We start from the raw sequence: 17,038 nt of genomic DNA on the forward strand, positions 1-17,038 counted from the left end.
TGAAGGGCGAATCGAGAGCGATCAAAATCGAAGGAAATCTGCAGCTCGTGACAGGCTTCGTCGATTTTTCTTGGCGATTTGAGACGAATTTGTCTCACCGATATGGGTAAACTCGATCGAAGCTCACTGCGTCACCACTTGCGAGCGCCCCTGTGAACGGGTTGGGGAACGAACGGCTTACCGGACTGGCCCCTCCGGCCAACGGAACGAACCCTTTGAAGCGTGCGTTGAGTACTGCGATTGACTCGAAACAGAAGCATTCGGAAACCTGCACTCGTCGTCCTCAGTTTCGCGGAAGAAGCCAGAGTCGAAGGTGAAGTCGAACGCGAGGTCGCGTCTGTCTATGGAGACGTTTCGGGATCTCGATGGGCCAGATGAAACGGGAGCGGCCCCATTGGGATGGATCCATTCTCCCACGGCAGGAATGGCGGTTTCGACAATGTCGAGAACGAACGACTACGGGCGAAATACAACCTGGAGCTACCTGATCGAATTCCTGAGCCAGAACCGGAGTCCATGGGACCAAGGTCTGCTCGAGGCTCACTGGGATACCGCGGCCCCAACCCCGTTCATTCAGGCGAACCTCGAACGAGCGAAGCAAAAACGCCGGAGTTTCCTCGCTATCCTCTCTTCGTGGCGAAGGAATTATCTCAACGGCCTGATCTGGGGTTACGAAAAAGAACTCGAGAGGCGAGTTCACCTGGACGAAACCTGAATCGAAGTCGGTCATCACCCCGAAGTCCGCCGGCCTCGCGCGCCTCGGAGCTCTCTCCGACAGCGAGGCCTACGCGGCTCTGCGCTTGCCCCCACTTCCAGAACGTGCGAACGAATCGAATCCTCGCATTCGAGGCGAAATCCCGACTGCCTGTTGACACGTTAATTGTTTCAACGTACATTTGGTTAACGAAGGAGGAACGACGTACGGCTCAGCACCACGTCTTCCTCCTTACCACTTGGCCATTTAGCTGTTTCAACAATCATTGTTTCGAGGGCAATCCAATGTCGGCTGGCGATCAAGGCGTCTGGAGTGCGGAGCTTGGCCGGTTCGTGATTCGGGGTGCGCTGGGGGTGGTGTTCGTCGGTCATGGGGCTCAGAAGCTTTTTGGCATGTTCGGCGGGCCGGGGCTCACGGGTTTCTCAGGGTTTCTTGATGGCCTTGGGGTCCCATTCCCCATGGTCAATGCGGTGCTGGCGGGCTCGGCCGAGTTTTTCGGCGGCCTGGCGCTGCTGGCGGGGGTGGGAACACGGATTTCGGCCGCCTTGCTCGTCGTCACGATGACCGTGGCAACGTTTGCCGTCCGCAGTCGCGGCCTCAGCGTGCAGAACGGTGGGATGGAATATCCCCTGGTCCTGGCCGTCCTCCTCGTCGGAATCGGCCTGCTTGGTCCGGGCCGCCTGACGGTGGGCTCATGGGTCCGACCGGTCGCCGCGCAAGAGCACGACGGCGTGAATGCAGGTTGAAAAGCGAGAGAAAGCGTCTGGGATAAAAGGTAACGAGCGGTTCCTGAAAGCGTGAAATTCGATTCGAAGGGTCCAACGACATCGATCCGTATGAGGAGGACAGTCTCATGGTTGCGATCCGAAGGTCAGCCGAGCGAGGCCATCGTCAACATGGGTGGCTCGATACCTATCACACCTTCTCGTTCGGCGATTACGTCGACCCGCTCCAGATGGGCTTCCGAGCGCTTCGGGTCTTGAACGAAGACTGGATTGAGGCGGGCCAAGGGTTCGGCGAGCATGGCCATCGCGACATGGAAATCCTCACCTACGTGCTCGAGGGTGCGGTGGCCCACCGCGACAGCCTCGGCAATGGGTCGGTGATCCGCCCGGGAGAGTTGCAACGGATGTCGGCCGGAACCGGCATTCTCCATAGCGAGGCCAACCCGTCGAAGGACGAGCCGCTCCATCTGCTTCAGATCTGGCTCCGCCCCGACCGGAAGGGGTACGAGCCGAGCTATGAGCAGAAGTCGTTCGACCTGGATGAGCCGCGGGGAGCCTGGCGGCTCGTCGCCTCCGGCGACGGGCGTGACGGTTCGCTCGTGATTCACCAGGACGCCCGGCTCTGGATGGCGAAGCTCGACGCCGGTGCCTCGGTTCGCTTCGACCTCGAACCGGGCCGTCATGCCTGGCTGCAAGTCGCCCGAGGCACGGTGAAACTGGAGAATACGGAGCTTCAGGCCGGCGACGGCGCGGCGTTCAGCGACACCCAAGTCGTCGAACTCGAGGCCGGTCAACCGGCGGAGCTGCTCCTCTTCGACCTCGCCTGAACAAAACGTAAAAAAAGCAGGGAACGATTGGCCCGGTCCCCCCACCCGGTCCGGGCCGATCGACTCCATTCCTATCAAGGCAAGGGCACATCCTTGAACTCGAATTCGAGCGGGAGCGTCAATACCTTGCTCGGGGTTTCGTAGACGAGCTGGTAATCGGCCGGTTTACCGGGGGCATCGACGAAGAGGTATTCGAAGCCGATTTTTCCCCCTTCGGCCGCATTATTGGAGAAGCCGCCATTGTGCTCGAACCGAGAGCCGTCGGCCTTCTGGAGCCAGAGGCGATTGTTAAAAAGGCCCTGCCGATAGCTCTCGAACGCCGCCCCACCGCTGGGGTAGGCGAGTTCCACGTTGACCTTCCAAACTTGCTCGTCGACTTCCGTCCCGTTGAGCGTGACCGCAATCTCGCCTTCCTTCTTGGTCACGTTCTCGGCGGCGAGGCTGGGAAATCGGAAGGTTTTCAGGCCTGCCGGGATCGTGATGTCGGCTTTGACCTTCAAGGAGGACAGCTTATTGGCCGCTCGATCCGGGGCATCCAGGTTGAGATTCAGCTCAGCGACGGGGTTGTCCGGGCGGAGCGGGACATCAGTGGATTCGGCCATGACTTGGGGCTCGACCTTCTTGCCCATGTCATCGACGATCGAGAGCTCGTCGGCCTTCAGCGCCAGGAGCATGGGCCGAAGTCGGGGTTCCCAGGCCACCTCGAACTGGACGTTGGCGGTCTTCGTATCGGCCTGGAAGTCGCGGAGGGCGCCAATCTGGCGGAGCGTGATCCGGAACGGGCCGTTGTACAAGACGCGGTACGTCGAAGGAGGAATCCCGGCCATCAGGCCGATCGATCCGTCCCCTGTATAGAAGTTGGGGGTGATCTCCGCCTTCCGGGCAATCTCGTCGAGCGCTTCGAGGAACGGCTTGTCCGTGAGGTCGAGGTCGAGCGCCGGGTTGGTGACCTCGGCCCCTTCCTGTTCCCGGAGGTCGGTCAGCACGTTGCCCGACTGCGTCTGGAGCGCCTTGAGCACCTCGGTCAGGCGGATCCCCTGCCCCTTGATCGTGACCTTGGACGCGCCGAGGTTGGTCGGATCCTGATTCTGCGTCTCCGACAGGGCCGCGCGAACCCGTTCGACCCCCTCCGCTCGGGCGTCTTTCTTCGCTTTGCCCGCCTCGGGCAGGAGCGGGAGAATCCGCGGTCCGAGCTTGATCAGGGCCTCCTCGGCCGCCTTCCGCGCCTCCATCTTGGGCGCTCCGAGCCGGTCGACGAGTTGGAGCACCCGATCGCGCAACGCAGCATCGCCCGTCTGCGCGTTCGTGTCAGAGACCATGACCATCAGGCCCAAGAACGCTACAGCCGCCATCCCGATTCGCATGTCGGTTGCTCCTTGGCTCATGAGACCGTTCATCATTGCCCCGAACGGGTGGCCGACTCCCTCGTCGACCAGCCGCACCACCCCGCACCGGTTGATTCTCAACTCAGGCGTCCGAACCGACGTGCCAGGTCCCGTTTTCCATCACGACCCGCCCGTCGGCCGTGATTCGACCGCCCGTGCGCGTGTCGACGATCAGGTCCCAGTGGAGGGTCGACTCGTTGGTCCCCCCCGTCTCGGGATAGCTCTGGCCCAGGGCGAGATGGACGGTGCCGCCGATCTTTTCGTCGTAGAGGATGCTGCCGGTGAACCGATCGATCCCCGGGTTCAGGCCCAGACCGAGCTCCCCCAAACGGCGGGCTCCTTCGTCGAGGTCGAGCATCGAGAGCAGGTAGTCCTCCCCCTCCTCCGCGCGGGCCGAGACGACTCGTCCCTCGGCAAACTCCAACGCGATGCCGACGAGCTCACGCCCACCGCGGCAGACTGGAAATCCACAGCGGAGCCGCCCGGTCGCACTCGTTTCGATGGGCCCCGTGAAGATTTCGCCCGAGGGCATGTTCCGCCGACCGTCCGAGTTGATCCAGGTCCGGCCGGCGACCGACAAGGTCAAATCGGTTCCGTCCGCCTCGATCCGGATCGTCTTGACCCCTGCCATGAACGCGATCAGTCCCGCCTGCCGACGGCCGAGAGCTTGCCAGGCCCCGACCGGGTCCGGTCGGTCGAGGAACATCGACGACGTGACGTAAGCCTCATAGTCGGCCAAGCTCATTCCCGCGTCGTTCGCATAGGCCAAAGTCGGATACTGGGTCAAGACCCAGCGTTTCCGGCTGGCGGCCCGCCGGATCGGGTCGCGTGCCTTGTCGACGATCGCTTGCCGAGCGGGGTCGATCCGACTCATCGACCGCGTGTCGCTCTCGGCCGAGATCCTGATCCGACCGTCGATCGTCTGAGCCTCGTACAAGGCCACCGGCGGCACCGCGGCAAGCTGCGCCTCGGTCGCGTTCTGGAGGTAGAACTCGCTCAAGCCCGGCAGGTCGAGCCGCACGATCGGGTCCGCCCCCCGCAAGACCACCGCCCGATAGCAGGCCTCGACCAACGGCCGCGCCTCCAGCTCCGACGCGATCAGGATCTTCTCGCCCGGCGCCACTCGCAAGCAATAGTCGACCAGCAAGTCCGCCCAGCGGCCGGTCAGATCGTCCGTCACTCGACTACACCCCGTCGCAAGTACAAGACAATTGTCACAGTCCGTAAGAATTCACCTTATCGGAACCAGGTCGAGTCCGCAACGCTTGGCCGTGGGAAACTCAAGGCGAGGACAGGTCGAGCCCCGAGTGTGCCGGGGAGCGCTTGACGCGTTGCGCTCAACGGCTGAGAATCATTCTCAGTGTTATGCGCCGAGGTTTCGGCGTGCGTTGGCCGAGGACGTTGGTCTCGCCCACCGGTCATCACCCTCGAAGGGCCTTCTGGAATGCACGTTTCCATCCGTCACCGAGTCATGCGACCGGCGCTCGCGCCGGCGATCCTGGCCCTGGCTTGTTCGTGGCAGGCCGTGCACGCCGGCGAGCTCATCCCGAATCCGGCCGAGCTCCGGCTCAAGTCCGACGTTTCTTACCTGGCGGACGACGCCAGGGAAGGCCGGGGCCCCGGTACCCAAGGGATCGAGGCGGCAGCCGATTACATCGCCGGCGAATTCAAGGCGATCGGTCTCAAGCCGGCCGCCGAGTCCGACGGCTATTTTCAGTCGTTCTCGATCAGTGGTTCGCCCACGCTGGGAACGCCGCTCGACCTCAGCCTGACCGGTCCTGGCGGGAAGTCGCTCAAGGCCGACCCGAAGCGCGACTTCCGACCGCTGGCCATTGGGACGGGGGGAACGCTCAAGGAAGTGCCTCTGGTCTTCGCCGGGTATGGGATCTCGGCCAAAGACAACGCGCGGAAGCTCGACTACGACGACTACGATGGCCTCAACGTCAAGGGGAAGGTGGTTCTCCTGATCCGCCGCGAACCGCGGCAGGATAAGGACGACAGCCCGTTCGACGGCAAACGCGATTCCAGCTTCGCGTCCTTCCGCCACAAGGCCACCAACGCGTTCCAGCACGGCGCTGCCGCAGTCTTGCTCGTCAATGACGCGTACTCCCTCAAGGGAAAGAATGATGAGCTGCTCTCCTTCGGCGCAGCGGGCACCGAACCGAACTCCACGCTCCCCTTTCTGACGGTCACGCGTGAATTCGCCGACCGGTTGCTGGCCGATGCCGAGCAACCCAGCCTCGAGGCGCTTGAGAAAGAGATCGACTCCGACCTCAAGCCCCGGTCGCGCGAGTTGAAGGGTTGGAAAGTCGACGCCCAGGTCGAGATCGAGCGCAAGGACCTCGAGACCAAGAACGTGGTCGGCGTCCTTGAAGGTTCGGGGCCGCTCGCCGAGGAAACGATCGTCATCGGCGCCCATTACGACCACCTCGGCCGTGGCGGCCTGTTCTCGGGCTCGCTCGCCTTCCTCTCGAAGGACATTCACAACGGGGCCGACGACAACGCCTCCGGCACGGCGATGGTCCTCGAAATGGCCCGCCGGCTGGCGCGTCGCACCGACCCCCTGCCCCGTCGCGTCGTCTTCATGGCGTTCTCGGGAGAAGAGCGGGGCTTGCTCGGGTCGAAGCACTATGTCGAGCACCCGCTCTATCCGCTCAAATCCACGATCATGATGGTCAACTTTGACATGGTCGGCCGGCTCAACGACAAACAGGAACTGACCATCTACGGCACCGGCACCACACCTGGAGCCGAGGGCTTGGTCGACGCCTTGGCCCAGTCCGCCGGCTTCACCCTCAAGAAAGTTGCGGAAGGCCTCGGCCCCAGCGATCAGCAGTCCTTTTACTTGAAGGATATCCCCGTCCTGTTTGCGTTCACCGGGACCCATCGCGACTATCATCGCCCGAGCGACGACACCGATCGGATCAACTTCGCCGGGATGTCGCGAATCGCCGACTTCTCGGAACTCCTCCTGCTCGACCTCGTCCGCCGTCCCCAGCGTCCTGAATTCACCAAGGTCGTGCGGAAAGGGGGCCACGGCGGTGGCGTCGACCCGGGCCGGGTCTCGATCTCCGCCTACCTCGGCTCGATCCCCGACTATGACGACAGCATCAAGGGCGTCAAGCTCTCGGGCGTCCGCGAAGGGAGCCCCGCCGAAAAGGGAGGCCTCAAGGCCAACGATATCGTCGTGGGCTTCGGCGGCAAACCGGTCGCCACGATTTACGACTACACCGAAAGCCTCGGCCGCTACAAGCCGGGGGACGTGGTGGACGTCGTCGTCAAGCGCGGCGAGAAAGAGGAAACCCTCAAAATCACCCTGGGGGATCGCCCTTCGGAGTAAGCGTCCCGTAGGGTGAGCACGGCCCACCAGCGTTCGCCCTTAAATCTCCTGAAACGGGCACCCATGCCCACCAAGCCGCGAATCAAACGGCATGGTGGGCCGTGCCCACCCTACAAGAGTCCTTTGGTCACGGACGGCTGGCTGGGGACCTGGTTCAGACCCCGGCCAGCCCGTCGGCATATCGCCAAGACAAAAACAAAGCAATACGACGGCTCCTTTATTCTACCACTTTGAGTGAGTCAACGACTTGAGCCGCCGAGCCGTCCGCCTTCTCAGTTTCGGAGGGGTGCTACTAGGGGCATCCCTCGGTCTGTTCGGCTGCGTTCGGATCCCCGGTCAGTCGGGTTCCCTGACGATCGCGACCTCGTGGTCGCAGGCCGAGCGAAGTCAGCTCGACGAGGCGTTCGAACGCTGGCTCGTGACCAAGACAGATCCGGAGCCGTTTGGAACGGGGATCAAGATCGATTGGCTCACCATCGAGCGGGGCCTCGACCTTTCCCGGGTGGTCCAGCCCCGCCGCGGACGCTGGGATCCCCGCCCCCCCGCGCCTGACATCGTGTTGGGCGGACCGCCGTCGAGCTATCGGCGGCTGGCGAAGCTCGGGAAGCTGGCCCCGATCGATGGCCCCGAGCCACGCCTCTGGAACAACGTCCACCGCTCGCCGATGGGTTGGGCGGTCAGGCCGAGCGGGGTCGATTCCTCGCCAAAAACCGCGACCAACCCACCCATCGCGGCGCAACCGCCCGCTTCCAGCCGACCTCCTCAATTGACGTTCGACGACCCGCGCCACGACCCGGTCGCGCTGGCCTGGGCGAAGGGGGAACTCAGCTCCGGAACCTGGGCCGAAGGCTACGCGCGGCTGGTCCAGAGTGCCGGTAACTCCCGGCGGATCGGCAGGCAAAGCGGCTCGGCGCTGGCGGCCGTCGAACGAGGGGAGGCAGAGGCGACCCCGGCGGTTGCCCTCGACGTCGCGGTTCGGTCCGGTTCGGTCCGGTTCCTCCCGGCCCCTGAAGCACCCGACTGGATCGAGGGGGCCGGAATTGTCGCGGGGCCTGGTCCTCGACAGCTCCCCCAGCTGTTCATTCAGTTCCTGAACGAGACAGGCCGAGCCGAGAAGCCACAGGCCGAGGATCCGGCGGCGGATTTCGAGGTCGACTCGCTCCTGGCCGACCTCCTGGGCGCGACGCTGGTCGACGCTCAGGAGGAACTCTGGACCGCCTGGGCGACCTTGAACCGTGCCAAATCGCCGGCCCGCGCGGCGATGTGGTTGACGCAAGCGCCCCCGTGGCCCCCGGCCTCGATCGAGAAGCTGGAAGGGGACAATGCCGAGGTCCTGGTGCAAACGCTCATCGAGCAACTCGCCCCCGACGCCGAGCTCCGCGCCTGGCTCTCACGAAGCTGGCTGGGCCCGAAGCGACTGGTGGACGGCGCGTTATTGGAAGAGATTGCCCACGCGGCGGATGGCCGCCTGGCGCGTGAGCCTCGATTCCGGGCCTGGCTCCGTGCTGAGTGGACCGCGTGGTCTCGCCAGCGTTACCGGCGGGTCACACGTACAGCAACAGGATTGAAGCCATGATCCGGGTCACCCTCGAAGGTCTGACCAAGCGCTACGATCGAGTCGCCGTGGTCGATGGGGCCTCGCTCGAAATCCCTCCGGGCGAGCTCACGTTCCTGCTCGGTCCGACCGGGGCGGGCAAGTCGACGCTCGCCCGGCTCGTGACCGGTCTGGACACGCTCGATGATGGCGAAATCTTCTTCGACGACCGGGTGATGAACGTCATCCCTCCTCAGGAACGCAAGGTCGGCCTCGTGTTCCAGGACGATGCGCTCTGGCCGCGATTGAGCGTGGCGGAGAACATCGGTTACGGCCTGAAAGTCCAGCGGATGCCCCGCGCGGAGCGTCTGGAACGGGTCGCGGAAGCCATGGGCGCGTTGCGGATCGATAGCCTGGCCGAGAAACGACCCGGCCACCTCACAAGCCTCCAGCGTCAGCGCGTGGCGCTGGCGCGGGCCCTGGCGGTTCGGCCCCAACTCCTGATCCTCGACGAACCGTTGGCGCGACTCGAGAGCCGGGTGCGCGAGGAGTTCCGCGACGAGATCCGCCGGATCCACGCCGAGACCGAGATCACCACCCTCGTCCTCACTCAAAATGCGAAGGAAGCCCTGTCCGTGGCCGACCGCCTGGCGGTGATGGATCTGGGGAAGGTGGTTCAAGTCGGACCGGCGCACGAGGTCTATAACCGTCCCGCCGACACGTTCGTCGCCCGCTTTCTCGGTCCGACCAACCTGGTGCAAGGCCAGGTCGAGTCGGCCGACAGTCGGGGCGAGGTCGTCGTCCGCACCCCGTTCGGCCGGATGGTCGGCCAGAGCTTGAACGGTCCCTTGCCGGCCGGGTCACCCGTCACCGTCTCGATCCGCCCGGAAGCCGTGTCCGTCGGCACAACCATCCCGCCGGGATCGAACCGATTCGCCGCGACCGTCGAGCGCCTCGTATTCCTGGGCGAAGTCCGCCAAGTCCACCTTCGAGGCCCCGGCGATTGGCCCGTCGTCGCCTTGGCCCTCCAATGCCAGTCGCAAAACCTCCGCGAAGGGCAGAGCCTCACCTTCTCAATCCCGGCCGAACTCGTCGTCGTGCTCCAAGGCAAATACGCCATCCCCAAGAACGTCTGATCCAACGCGACCGGCCGGGACCACCGAACGCCCCAACGCCCCCCTTGGCGACGGGCTCCAGCCCGAACCGGTACGTGTTGCTACCGTTGCCATGCCGATCCACCCGGCGACCCCGACCGTCAAAGCTTCAATACGTCCCTGCCTTCGGTGCCAGCCCCCTTACGCCTACCCAGGGCACGCTCTCGCCCCGCTCTGAATTCACGAGCCGGCTCACCCATCATGCTGCTGGCCGACGGGTCGGTGCAATTCATCAAGGACGCGATCAACCAGCGAACCGGAACTGCCAAGTCACCTTTTTTTTCAAGGCTCACATCCACAGCAACGTTGAGATCACTCCGTGGGCCGCCAAGTTCCCCTGGACCTCGGCGGCCTCTCCTGATGTTCCGCACCAAGCAAGATCAGACTCCCTGATTGGTGCGCCATCCGCCGGTAAACCGCGACACCGGAGCCTGCTCCTGTCTCCGATCAAATCATCGGACGTTGCCGAGTTACCGAGCGACCATGCCGCCCGGGTCGGAGTCCCCAATCGGGTGGCTGCCGGATTCGGGATTGCCGACGTTGTTGGTGGGGACCGTTTGCTGGGTGAATGCGGTAAAGTATCCGGCCCATTGGTCGGTGCCGAGATCCACCAGGACCGCTCCGTCCTGCCAGATATCGTTGTGGTCATTTCGATCGTCGACACCGTTGTTTAAAAACGGAGCCCTCGAACCCTGGTTCATATGGATGTCATGGATTCCAAGGCCCCCGCTCTTGTAGGTGCGGCCGAAGACGTAGACGTCGTATTGATTCGTTTTCGCGTTCAGAAGTAGCCTCGAGAGCGTCGCCGTGGGCTCGGGGTGCCCGGTGCCGTCCATGACGTCACTGTTGCGCCACGGCCCAGTCGCCTTGAGGACGTCGCCACGGAGGAAGTCGAGCGCCGGCGGACCCGTGCTCCCGGTCAGGTCATGGAATCCGGGAGTCGCCTCTTTGAGTGTGTCCCGAAGAGCGGACTGGAAGTCGAAAATGAGCCTGTACCTGAGCAGGTCGTCGGAGTCACTCGTCCCGACGTTGATCGCGATGTCCCATTTTTCCGGCGCCCCACCCCCACGCGACGCGACATCAAGCGCGGCATGGAGATGATACTGAATTTCGTGAGGACGAGGGCTCGACTTCAGTTGCGGGTCGCCCGCCACCTTGCACTTGACGAATCCGTACGTAAGCGCCATGGCTTCCTCATTTCTTTTGGTTCAAGCGATGGGTCGGTCACATCAACGATGCAGAGAATTGAGGCCCCCCGAGATGATCTCTCGATCGTTCGAGTCACTTGCCGCGAGGCTTGGCGTGTCCATGACCAGAAGAGGCTGGCGCGACGTGGGCGGCCGAGGCCGGGCGGTCTACCAGTTGGTGCGTCTTCCAGTTCAGCCGAAAGCTGTCCACCGGCTGGTCGGGTGGCGGATCGTCGAAGGGGACGAGAAAGTACTCGCCCGTCAGAGTGTCAGCGTCGATGCTGATCCGCAGGAAGCCTGGATTCGTTTCCTGGTAGCACTCCAGGACCACCCCCGCGGCGGTGGTCTGGAACGGCCTCCCCGCGGGGATGGGATGGCGTGCCATATCGAGTTGGAGTTGATGCAGGGCCTTGGGCTGATCGGCGTAGCCGCCGGCCCCGGCGACGACGAAGGGGATCTTCCTCTCCTCAACAACGCGGGTGAAGCGTTGGTAGTTATGGACATGCCCCGAGAAGACCGCGTCGGGCCATCGCCCGGCGACGCTGCTGGCGCGTTCGACAGCGGCAAGGATCGCGGGAGACCCGCCGTGGTCGGCGTCGAGCGAATAGGGAGGATGATGAACGGCCACGATCAGACATTTCTCGGCCGGGGCGGAGCGTATTTGCCCCTCGAACCAGCGTTGCTGCTCAATCGTCCCGCGACCGTCGAGGCTGCCGTCAACATTGGAATAGAGACCAATGATCGTCGCGAACGGGGCCTCGAGTGTCCAGTAGACATACGGCTGAGTCATCGTCTCGCGATACGTCGAAACATGCTTGGGCGACGAGGCGCAAAAGTTCTCGAGGAAGCCGGCGAGCGTCGTCTCGTGGTCCGGCTCATCGCCCGGCCTGGTGATCGTGTCGCCGTCGTGGTTGCCGGGGATCGCAAAGATCGGGGCCGGGTAATACTTGTAGGGATCGTAGAACTGGACCTCGTAGAGCTCACGCAGACCGTTGAAATAGACGACATCCCCCAAATGGTAGAAGAAAGCGGCTCGGTCGGGCGTGGCCGCCGACTGGATCTGCGCCTCCATCGCATGGGCAATGGCCTCCTGAGCGGCCGTGCCGTGAATCCCACCGGTGTCACCGACACAGTGGAAGACGAGCTTGCCCGCGGCCTCGATCCGTTTCTCCTCCTCAGAGCTGCGCAGCACAACGTCGAGCGGGAGCGAGAGATTCTGAAAGTTCGTAAACGGCGGCGGAATGAAGCGAGGTGTGCTCTTCGTTGACGCCACCGGATCGCCGAACGGCCTGCGTGGCTTGCTGAACCGCGAGGAATTGACGGGGGTGCCCTGCCCCGGCGGGAGGTGGGGAATACCGTGCATTTTCAGCCCCTTTTTTTCAATTCGCTATCAACTTACACCTAACAGAACTATACCCATTGATTTGCAGCACGATCCCAGCACCCAATGGCATGATTGTCCGGCACGGGGATCACTTGGCAAAATTCTGCCAATCGCCCGCAGTGGGCCGGGGCTGATGGGGGGAGGTCAGCCCAAAGGAAGGGAATCGCCCGGCGGGGACCGAAGGTCGTCGTCGGTCAGGTGTTCGTTGATGCAGACAGTGCGGCCCGCGATGACGCCGCCGTCGGCGTCATAACTGACCTGAAGGAGCCAACCGAAGACGTCGTCCGGCCAGCCATCGGGCCAGGCCGACGAGGCGGGAAGCGCACCGGCGTCGACGCCGAGCGCACCGGCGAGCGGCAGGAGGCGTTCGTGATGCCAGCAGATCAGGATGTCGGAATTCGCGAATTTCTCCTTGTCCATCAGGTGTGCGGCCAGGGCTTGGTATTCGCTGTCTTCGAATTTTTTCTCAACCGCCAGCCCAAGCGACGAGGCCAGGGGCGCGATCGTCTGCGAAGGGCGTTTGCTCTCGGGCGAGTCCGCCGCCGCAATAAGGTGCGTGAACCGGATGGGAGTGCCTGAGTTCGCCCCCACAAGCGTATAGTTTTTGAAATAACCGACGTAGGCCCGGGCGCGGGCCTGGCCCGCGGGCGAGAGGTCGGGGCCACGATCCGGTTTCTCGGCGTGGCGGATCAGGAGGATGTTCGAGTGCGCGAGTGGGACGGTTGCCATCGGGACATTCCTGTTGCAGGTGCAAGTGCAGGTTGTGAACCGCGGTGTGCTGTCGGCGTCGCGAAGTTGGAGGTTTCCGGGCAATCCAAGAAGGAGGGGGGGAGGGGACGGTACACTCGCGAAACTGCCCGCAATCCCTCGAATCGATCAGAGCGGCCCACCCCAGAGACTGCTGGATCGGATTTTCGTAGCTGAGGAGATCGAGATTCGCCTGATCGGCGGCCCCGCCGGGCACAGCCGATTCGGAAGCCCGCTCCGCGACGGCCTCGCGAAACCAAAGGTCCGTGGAATCGCGAGGCCGAAAAGGACGATGGTCGGCGAGAAATGAGGGCGAACGCACTCCTGTTCGGCCATGCCTGAGTCTCGTGGGAAGTCTATGCCAAGTGGTCGCATCTTATTGACAATACCAACACTTCTTAGCACAGACATGTATGCTTCCCATTCATTGGCTATCGGATTGCAGGATATCTGGTTTCTCTGACACTGACAAGGGATCGGTCAAGATTCACGCGAGATCTGACGTCACGGGTCTGGATCGTCGTCTGAACACGAACTCGGTGTCCCTTCGGCTCCGCCCCCGGGGAACGAGACAGAGCCAAAACGTCAGGCGCGGATCGTTCGGGCTGATTTGCACGAGCGATGGCCTGCCCATACACAGGAAGGATCAAAATGGCGAATCTTGCGAGCCGACCGGGGAATGTTATGATCTCAAACAGGGCCAGGCGCTCTCTCGATCGAGGGTAAGGTCGCGAATGTCATCGGGCCAGGGACCGTCGGGTCGCCCTTATCTCCCTCGGCGTCAAAATGACGCGTACCATCTCCCCCCCTACCGCCGCAAATCGCACGACGGAACCGAGGCGCGCTCGTAGTCGCCATGGGGTATCACTTCCTCGAGGTCGATCCGGCACAGCCCTTGCCCGACTCGACGAGATCCTCTCGCACGGCTCGCCGATCCGAGAACTCGGCAGATCGCAAATGACGAGTCCCATCACTCGAGACGAAACGCGAGAAAACCAGCCCCTCGGTGAGACCCCAATCGTGAGGGACAAACAGCCACACACTTCAATCGGGATATCTGGGAGATTCGGCAAAGATGGGTGCTCAGTCGCGAGACTTGACGAATCACCCAAGTTTCCCGCCTTGCCCTCTTTAGGTGCCTGGCTACCGACTCCCGCGCCGGGGTCGAACCGATTCGCCGCGACCGTCGAGCGCCTCATATTCCTGGGCGAAGTCCGCCAAGTCCACCTTCGAGGCCCCGGCGATTGGCCCGTCGTCGCCTTGGCCCTCCAATGCCAGTCGCAAAACCTCCGCGAAGGGCAGAGCCTCACCTTCTCAATCCCGGCCGAACTCGTCGTCGTGCTCCAAGGCAAATACGCCATCCCCAAGGCCCCCTAGTCTCGACCGTTCGAGACGACCGATCCCGCGTGCTCCTCCTTGGCGACTTCCAAATACCCCATGCCGTGCCGATTTATCCGGCAACCGCGACGGCCTGGACGCATCGCGTCGCGCATCCTTGCTCGCGGCAACCTTACGGTGACTGACAAATCCGCCCAGCCACCGCTCCACCCATCCAAAGCTTTTGAATCCGCAAACTTTCCCCTCCCGTGATCGTCATCGAATCAGGATGAATCGCTTGCGTTCTTGAAAATCCAAAGCCACTGACGACGATGTCGGTCCTGAACGCGCTAGAGCCACCAAGTCACCCAATCCGCTAAGTCTCCGCTTCAAGAAATGAATTGTGTAGAAAACGTGAAGAGCATGATTGCTTCGCCACGATTCTTCTGAGTAGGAATAGTTTCCATCGCTGCTCATATCATGCGAGCCCACAGCTGTGGCCGATCGCCACGGTCGTTCATCGGACGATGTCTCTTCGTCCTCGGTTCGCTCTATGAATTGCGCCAATTCTTATCGAGAACGTTCATTTTTTTAGCGTGCATTGCCGCGGAGGTTATTAATGCCTCGATCGATTCGAAAAAGCGACGATCCTCTTTTTTCTTGCTTGCGTCAGGGCTTCACCCTGATCGAACTCTTGGTTGTCATTGCCATCATCGCCGTCCTGATTGCACTCTTGCTGCCGGCCGTGCAGGCGGCCCGTGAGGCGGCACGACGCATGCAATGCGTCAACAATTTGAAGCAGATCAATCTTTCGCTACACAATTACATCGGAACAGTGGGGAGTTATCCCTACAGCGGAGGATTCGGCACCCCGGAAGCGAAGGGGTGGGGATGGCTGCCTATGGTCCTCAATCAGCTCGAACAGGGTGCTCTGTTTAACGCGATCAATTTCTCGGACAGTTGTGATTGCCAATCGATGTCGACCGTGCGGCGGATCGTGATTAACTCGTTCTTTTGTCCGAGTGATCCGAACGGAAACCAGTTGAGAAACGATCGGACGACGCCCAACGTCGCCTGTATCGGCGGGCCAAGCACGAAGGATGATCCGGTAGCGGGCCTGCAAAACGGCATGCTCAACAACTACACGGGGAGCTACGGCGACGGCTACAACAATAGCGTGTCCAGCCCCTATGACACAGCCGGATCGGGCCTGCGCTATGGCTGTGGTGGATGCAACGCAACGGGATCGGCTACCGAAACACCGATGGCCGACTGCTTGTCCCCAACCGGTGCTTATGGCTCGGGACCAAACCATCGGGGCATGTTCGATTATCGAAGTGTATCGTCAGCCGTGACCTTCGCGTCGATCACCGATGGCCTGAGCAACACGTTCGCTCTCGGCGAGGTCGCGTCGGTTGTCCGCTCGCAAAGTTCCGTCTGGTTCACAAGCACGGGAGCCACCAACGGCACATGCCTGCCGATGAACTGGACACTCCAAAGGTGTCTTCGTGACTCGGCCTACGCCAAGGCCAATAGCTGGACTGGCCGAGGCTTCTCAAGCTTCCACTCCGGCGGAGCAAACTTCGGGATGGCGGACGGCTCGGTCCGTTTCATCAAGCAGACCATCGACCAGAGAACGTATAACGCCTTGGGCAGCCGCAGGGGGGGCGAAGTCATCAGTGCCGACGCCTATTGATACCTTTATTGCCGACCCAATTCAGGAATGGAGCCACGACAACAGAGACAAGGGTGTTTTGATGCGTGTTGATTTCGACAAAGGCATTACCGTGAGGACGGCGGCTGGCCTAATTCTCGCGTTCTCGATCGGACTGGCCGGTTGCGGTGGTGGGGAACCAGGCTTAAACAGTGTCCGGGGACGGGTCACCTATAAAGGTCAGCCCGTAACCCAAGGGGAAATCTACTTCACCCCCGACAAGTCGGGCGCCCGAGCGGCTCAGAGCCCGCTCGATTCCGATGGCCGCTACCAACTCGGCACCTTCGCCCCGAAAGATGGGGCGTACGCCGGAAGCCACAAGATCTCCGTCGTCTCCCGCGGACCGGACAAGCCGATCCCCGCCAAAAAAGCGGCCAGTATGCTCCCCGAGGATATGCAAGGAACAGGCGACCCGCTCATTCCTCGCAAGTACTTTTCCCCCGAAACCTCAAAACTCAGCGTCGAGGTCGCCCCGGGCGAGTCGAATACGTTCGACTTCGAGTTGACCGATTGATGGCTTGGCGTGCCGGTTCGCCGTGATGGCTTTCCAACGGCAATCCATCGAGATCACTCCGGTTGCCTGACTCCAGAGGCCGCCAAGTTCCACGGGAGCTTGGCGGCCTCTCGATGTTAAATTCAGCACTGAGCACGGATCATGCCCTGCCGTCGAAGTATTTGATTCTGCCTGATTTGCGAACCGGGATCCGATGCCCGCCACGAAGTCGGCGCGGACAGTGTCCCGGCACCGCCTGAGGCGAGTTCGATGCCTGGATCTCGGCCAACAAACACACGCCAGGGCCGGGCCTCTGGGAATGCGACGTCGCGGGCTGGGAGTCGAGTCCCGGACCCGACCCACTGCCGCACGAAGTTCAACCGGCCGCTGACCGATAGAGTTCGGTGGGCCGAGGGTAACCACCGATTCAATCCACCATTGATTTCAATCAACTTTACCGTTGCATTTACCTACAAATCACAAACATCGATCCGCATGCAGAAGAGGCACGGGAGA

General features: G+C 62.3%; 14 protein-coding genes. 9 read left to right on the forward strand and 5 right to left on the reverse strand.

The genetic code is table 11. From position 1 onward, the window contains the following. Positions 1-439: 439 nt before the first annotated feature. From BUS42_RS14295 to BUS42_RS14305, 3 genes are all read left to right on the forward strand, one after another. Complete coding sequence (locus BUS42_RS14295) at positions 440-715, forward strand: hypothetical protein (protein ID WP_254053508.1); 276 nt, start codon at positions 440-442, stop codon at positions 713-715. A gap of 284 nt (positions 716-999) precedes the next feature. Next, complete coding sequence (locus tag BUS42_RS14300) at positions 1,000-1,461, forward strand: DoxX family protein (RefSeq protein WP_074307485.1); 462 nt, start codon at positions 1,000-1,002, stop codon at positions 1,459-1,461. Between the two features lie 107 nt (positions 1,462-1,568). After that, the gene (locus BUS42_RS14305) at positions 1,569-2,267 is read left to right on the forward strand and encodes a pirin family protein (RefSeq protein WP_074307486.1); all 699 of its coding nucleotides are present in this window, start codon (positions 1,569-1,571) and stop codon (positions 2,265-2,267) included. Between the two features lie 74 nt (positions 2,268-2,341). Here BUS42_RS14305 and BUS42_RS14310 read toward each other — a convergent pair whose 3' ends face one another. Both BUS42_RS14310 and BUS42_RS14315 read right to left on the reverse strand, forming a co-directional pair. Continuing rightward, positions 2,342-3,631 carry a hypothetical protein gene (locus BUS42_RS14310; RefSeq protein ID WP_074311050.1) on the reverse strand — a complete coding sequence of 430 codons (1,290 nt, stop codon included), beginning with the start codon at positions 3,629-3,631 and terminating at the stop codon, positions 2,342-2,344. Between the two features lie 103 nt (positions 3,632-3,734). After that, positions 3,735-4,832 (reverse strand): aminopeptidase, encoded by a 1,098-nt coding sequence (locus BUS42_RS14315; protein ID WP_074307487.1) that lies wholly within the window; start codon positions 4,830-4,832, stop codon positions 3,735-3,737. 264 nt (positions 4,833-5,096) lie between these two features. On the opposite strand from BUS42_RS14315, the gene BUS42_RS14320 reads away from it, so the two are divergent. The 3 genes from BUS42_RS14320 (at position 5,097) to BUS42_RS14330 (ending at position 9,662) form a co-directional block, all read left to right on the forward strand. Further along, entirely contained in the window at positions 5,097-6,992 is a 1,896-nt protein-coding gene (locus BUS42_RS14320) for a M20/M25/M40 family metallo-hydrolase (RefSeq protein WP_074307488.1), read from the forward strand. A gap of 247 nt (positions 6,993-7,239) precedes the next feature. Continuing rightward, complete coding sequence (locus BUS42_RS14325; RefSeq protein WP_074307489.1) at positions 7,240-8,568, forward strand: hypothetical protein; 1,329 nt, start codon at positions 7,240-7,242, stop codon at positions 8,566-8,568. Continuing rightward, on the forward strand, positions 8,565-9,662 hold the full coding sequence (locus BUS42_RS14330) for an ABC transporter ATP-binding protein (RefSeq protein ID WP_074307490.1): 1,098 nt from the start codon (positions 8,565-8,567) through the stop codon (positions 9,660-9,662). The genes BUS42_RS14325 and BUS42_RS14330 overlap by 4 nt, the downstream gene beginning before the upstream one ends. A gap of 488 nt (positions 9,663-10,150) precedes the next feature. Here the strand turns inward: BUS42_RS14330 and BUS42_RS14335 are convergent, their stop codons facing one another. From BUS42_RS14335 to BUS42_RS14345, 3 genes are all read right to left on the reverse strand, one after another. Continuing rightward, positions 10,151-10,867 carry a DUF2278 family protein gene (locus BUS42_RS14335; RefSeq protein ID WP_074307491.1) on the reverse strand — a complete coding sequence of 239 codons (717 nt, stop codon included), beginning with the start codon at positions 10,865-10,867 and terminating at the stop codon, positions 10,151-10,153. Between the two features lie 94 nt (positions 10,868-10,961). Beyond that, positions 10,962-12,230 carry a metallophosphoesterase family protein gene (locus BUS42_RS14340; protein ID WP_074307492.1) on the reverse strand — a complete coding sequence of 423 codons (1,269 nt, stop codon included), beginning with the start codon at positions 12,228-12,230 and terminating at the stop codon, positions 10,962-10,964. A 165-nt stretch (positions 12,231-12,395) separates the two neighbouring features. After that, positions 12,396-12,980 (reverse strand): hypothetical protein, encoded by a 585-nt coding sequence (locus BUS42_RS14345; RefSeq protein ID WP_074307493.1) that lies wholly within the window; start codon positions 12,978-12,980, stop codon positions 12,396-12,398. A gap of 1,140 nt (positions 12,981-14,120) precedes the next feature. Here BUS42_RS14345 and BUS42_RS42740 point away from each other — a divergent pair. The 3 genes from BUS42_RS42740 (at position 14,121) to BUS42_RS14365 (ending at position 16,543) form a co-directional block, all read left to right on the forward strand. Further along, positions 14,121-14,375, forward strand: a complete 255-nt coding sequence (locus BUS42_RS42740; RefSeq protein ID WP_074307495.1) for a TOBE domain-containing protein — start codon at positions 14,121-14,123, stop codon at positions 14,373-14,375. Between the two features lie 559 nt (positions 14,376-14,934). Beyond that, on the forward strand, positions 14,935-16,011 hold the full coding sequence (locus tag BUS42_RS14360; protein ID WP_074307496.1) for a DUF1559 domain-containing protein: 1,077 nt from the start codon (positions 14,935-14,937) through the stop codon (positions 16,009-16,011). 61 nt (positions 16,012-16,072) lie between these two features. After that, positions 16,073-16,543 (forward strand): hypothetical protein, encoded by a 471-nt coding sequence (locus BUS42_RS14365; protein WP_074307497.1) that lies wholly within the window; start codon positions 16,073-16,075, stop codon positions 16,541-16,543. The last annotated feature ends 495 nt before the right edge of the window (positions 16,544-17,038 follow it).

The organism is Singulisphaera sp. GP187 (genome assembly GCF_900129635.1).
Lineage (GTDB): Bacteria > Planctomycetota > Planctomycetia > Isosphaerales > Isosphaeraceae > Singulisphaera.

Bases quoted from the DNA above. Each gene is read 5' to 3' on its own strand.
- BUS42_RS14295 (WP_254053508.1), top strand. From the start codon at position 440: ATGTCGAGAACGAACGACTACGGGCGAAATACAACCTGGAGCTACCTG.
- BUS42_RS14300 (WP_074307485.1), top strand. From the start codon at position 1,000: ATGTCGGCTGGCGATCAAGGCGTCTGGAGTGCGGAGCTTGGCCGGTTC.
- BUS42_RS14305 (WP_074307486.1), top strand. From the start codon at position 1,569: ATGGTTGCGATCCGAAGGTCAGCCGAGCGAGGCCATCGTCAACATGGG.
- BUS42_RS14310 (WP_074311050.1), bottom strand. From the start codon at position 3,631: ATGCGAATCGGGATGGCGGCTGTAGCGTTCTTGGGCCTGATGGTCATG.
- BUS42_RS14320 (WP_074307488.1), top strand. From the start codon at position 5,097: ATGCACGTTTCCATCCGTCACCGAGTCATGCGACCGGCGCTCGCGCCG.
- BUS42_RS14330 (WP_074307490.1), top strand. From the start codon at position 8,565: ATGATCCGGGTCACCCTCGAAGGTCTGACCAAGCGCTACGATCGAGTC.
- BUS42_RS14335 (WP_074307491.1), bottom strand. From the start codon at position 10,867: ATGGCGCTTACGTACGGATTCGTCAAGTGCAAGGTGGCGGGCGACCCG.
- BUS42_RS14340 (WP_074307492.1), bottom strand. From the start codon at position 12,230: ATGCACGGTATTCCCCACCTCCCGCCGGGGCAGGGCACCCCCGTCAAT.
- BUS42_RS14345 (WP_074307493.1), bottom strand. From the start codon at position 12,980: ATGGCAACCGTCCCACTCGCGCACTCGAACATCCTCCTGATCCGCCAC.
- BUS42_RS14360 (WP_074307496.1), top strand. From the start codon at position 14,935: ATGCCTCGATCGATTCGAAAAAGCGACGATCCTCTTTTTTCTTGCTTG.
- BUS42_RS14365 (WP_074307497.1), top strand. From the start codon at position 16,073: ATGCGTGTTGATTTCGACAAAGGCATTACCGTGAGGACGGCGGCTGGC.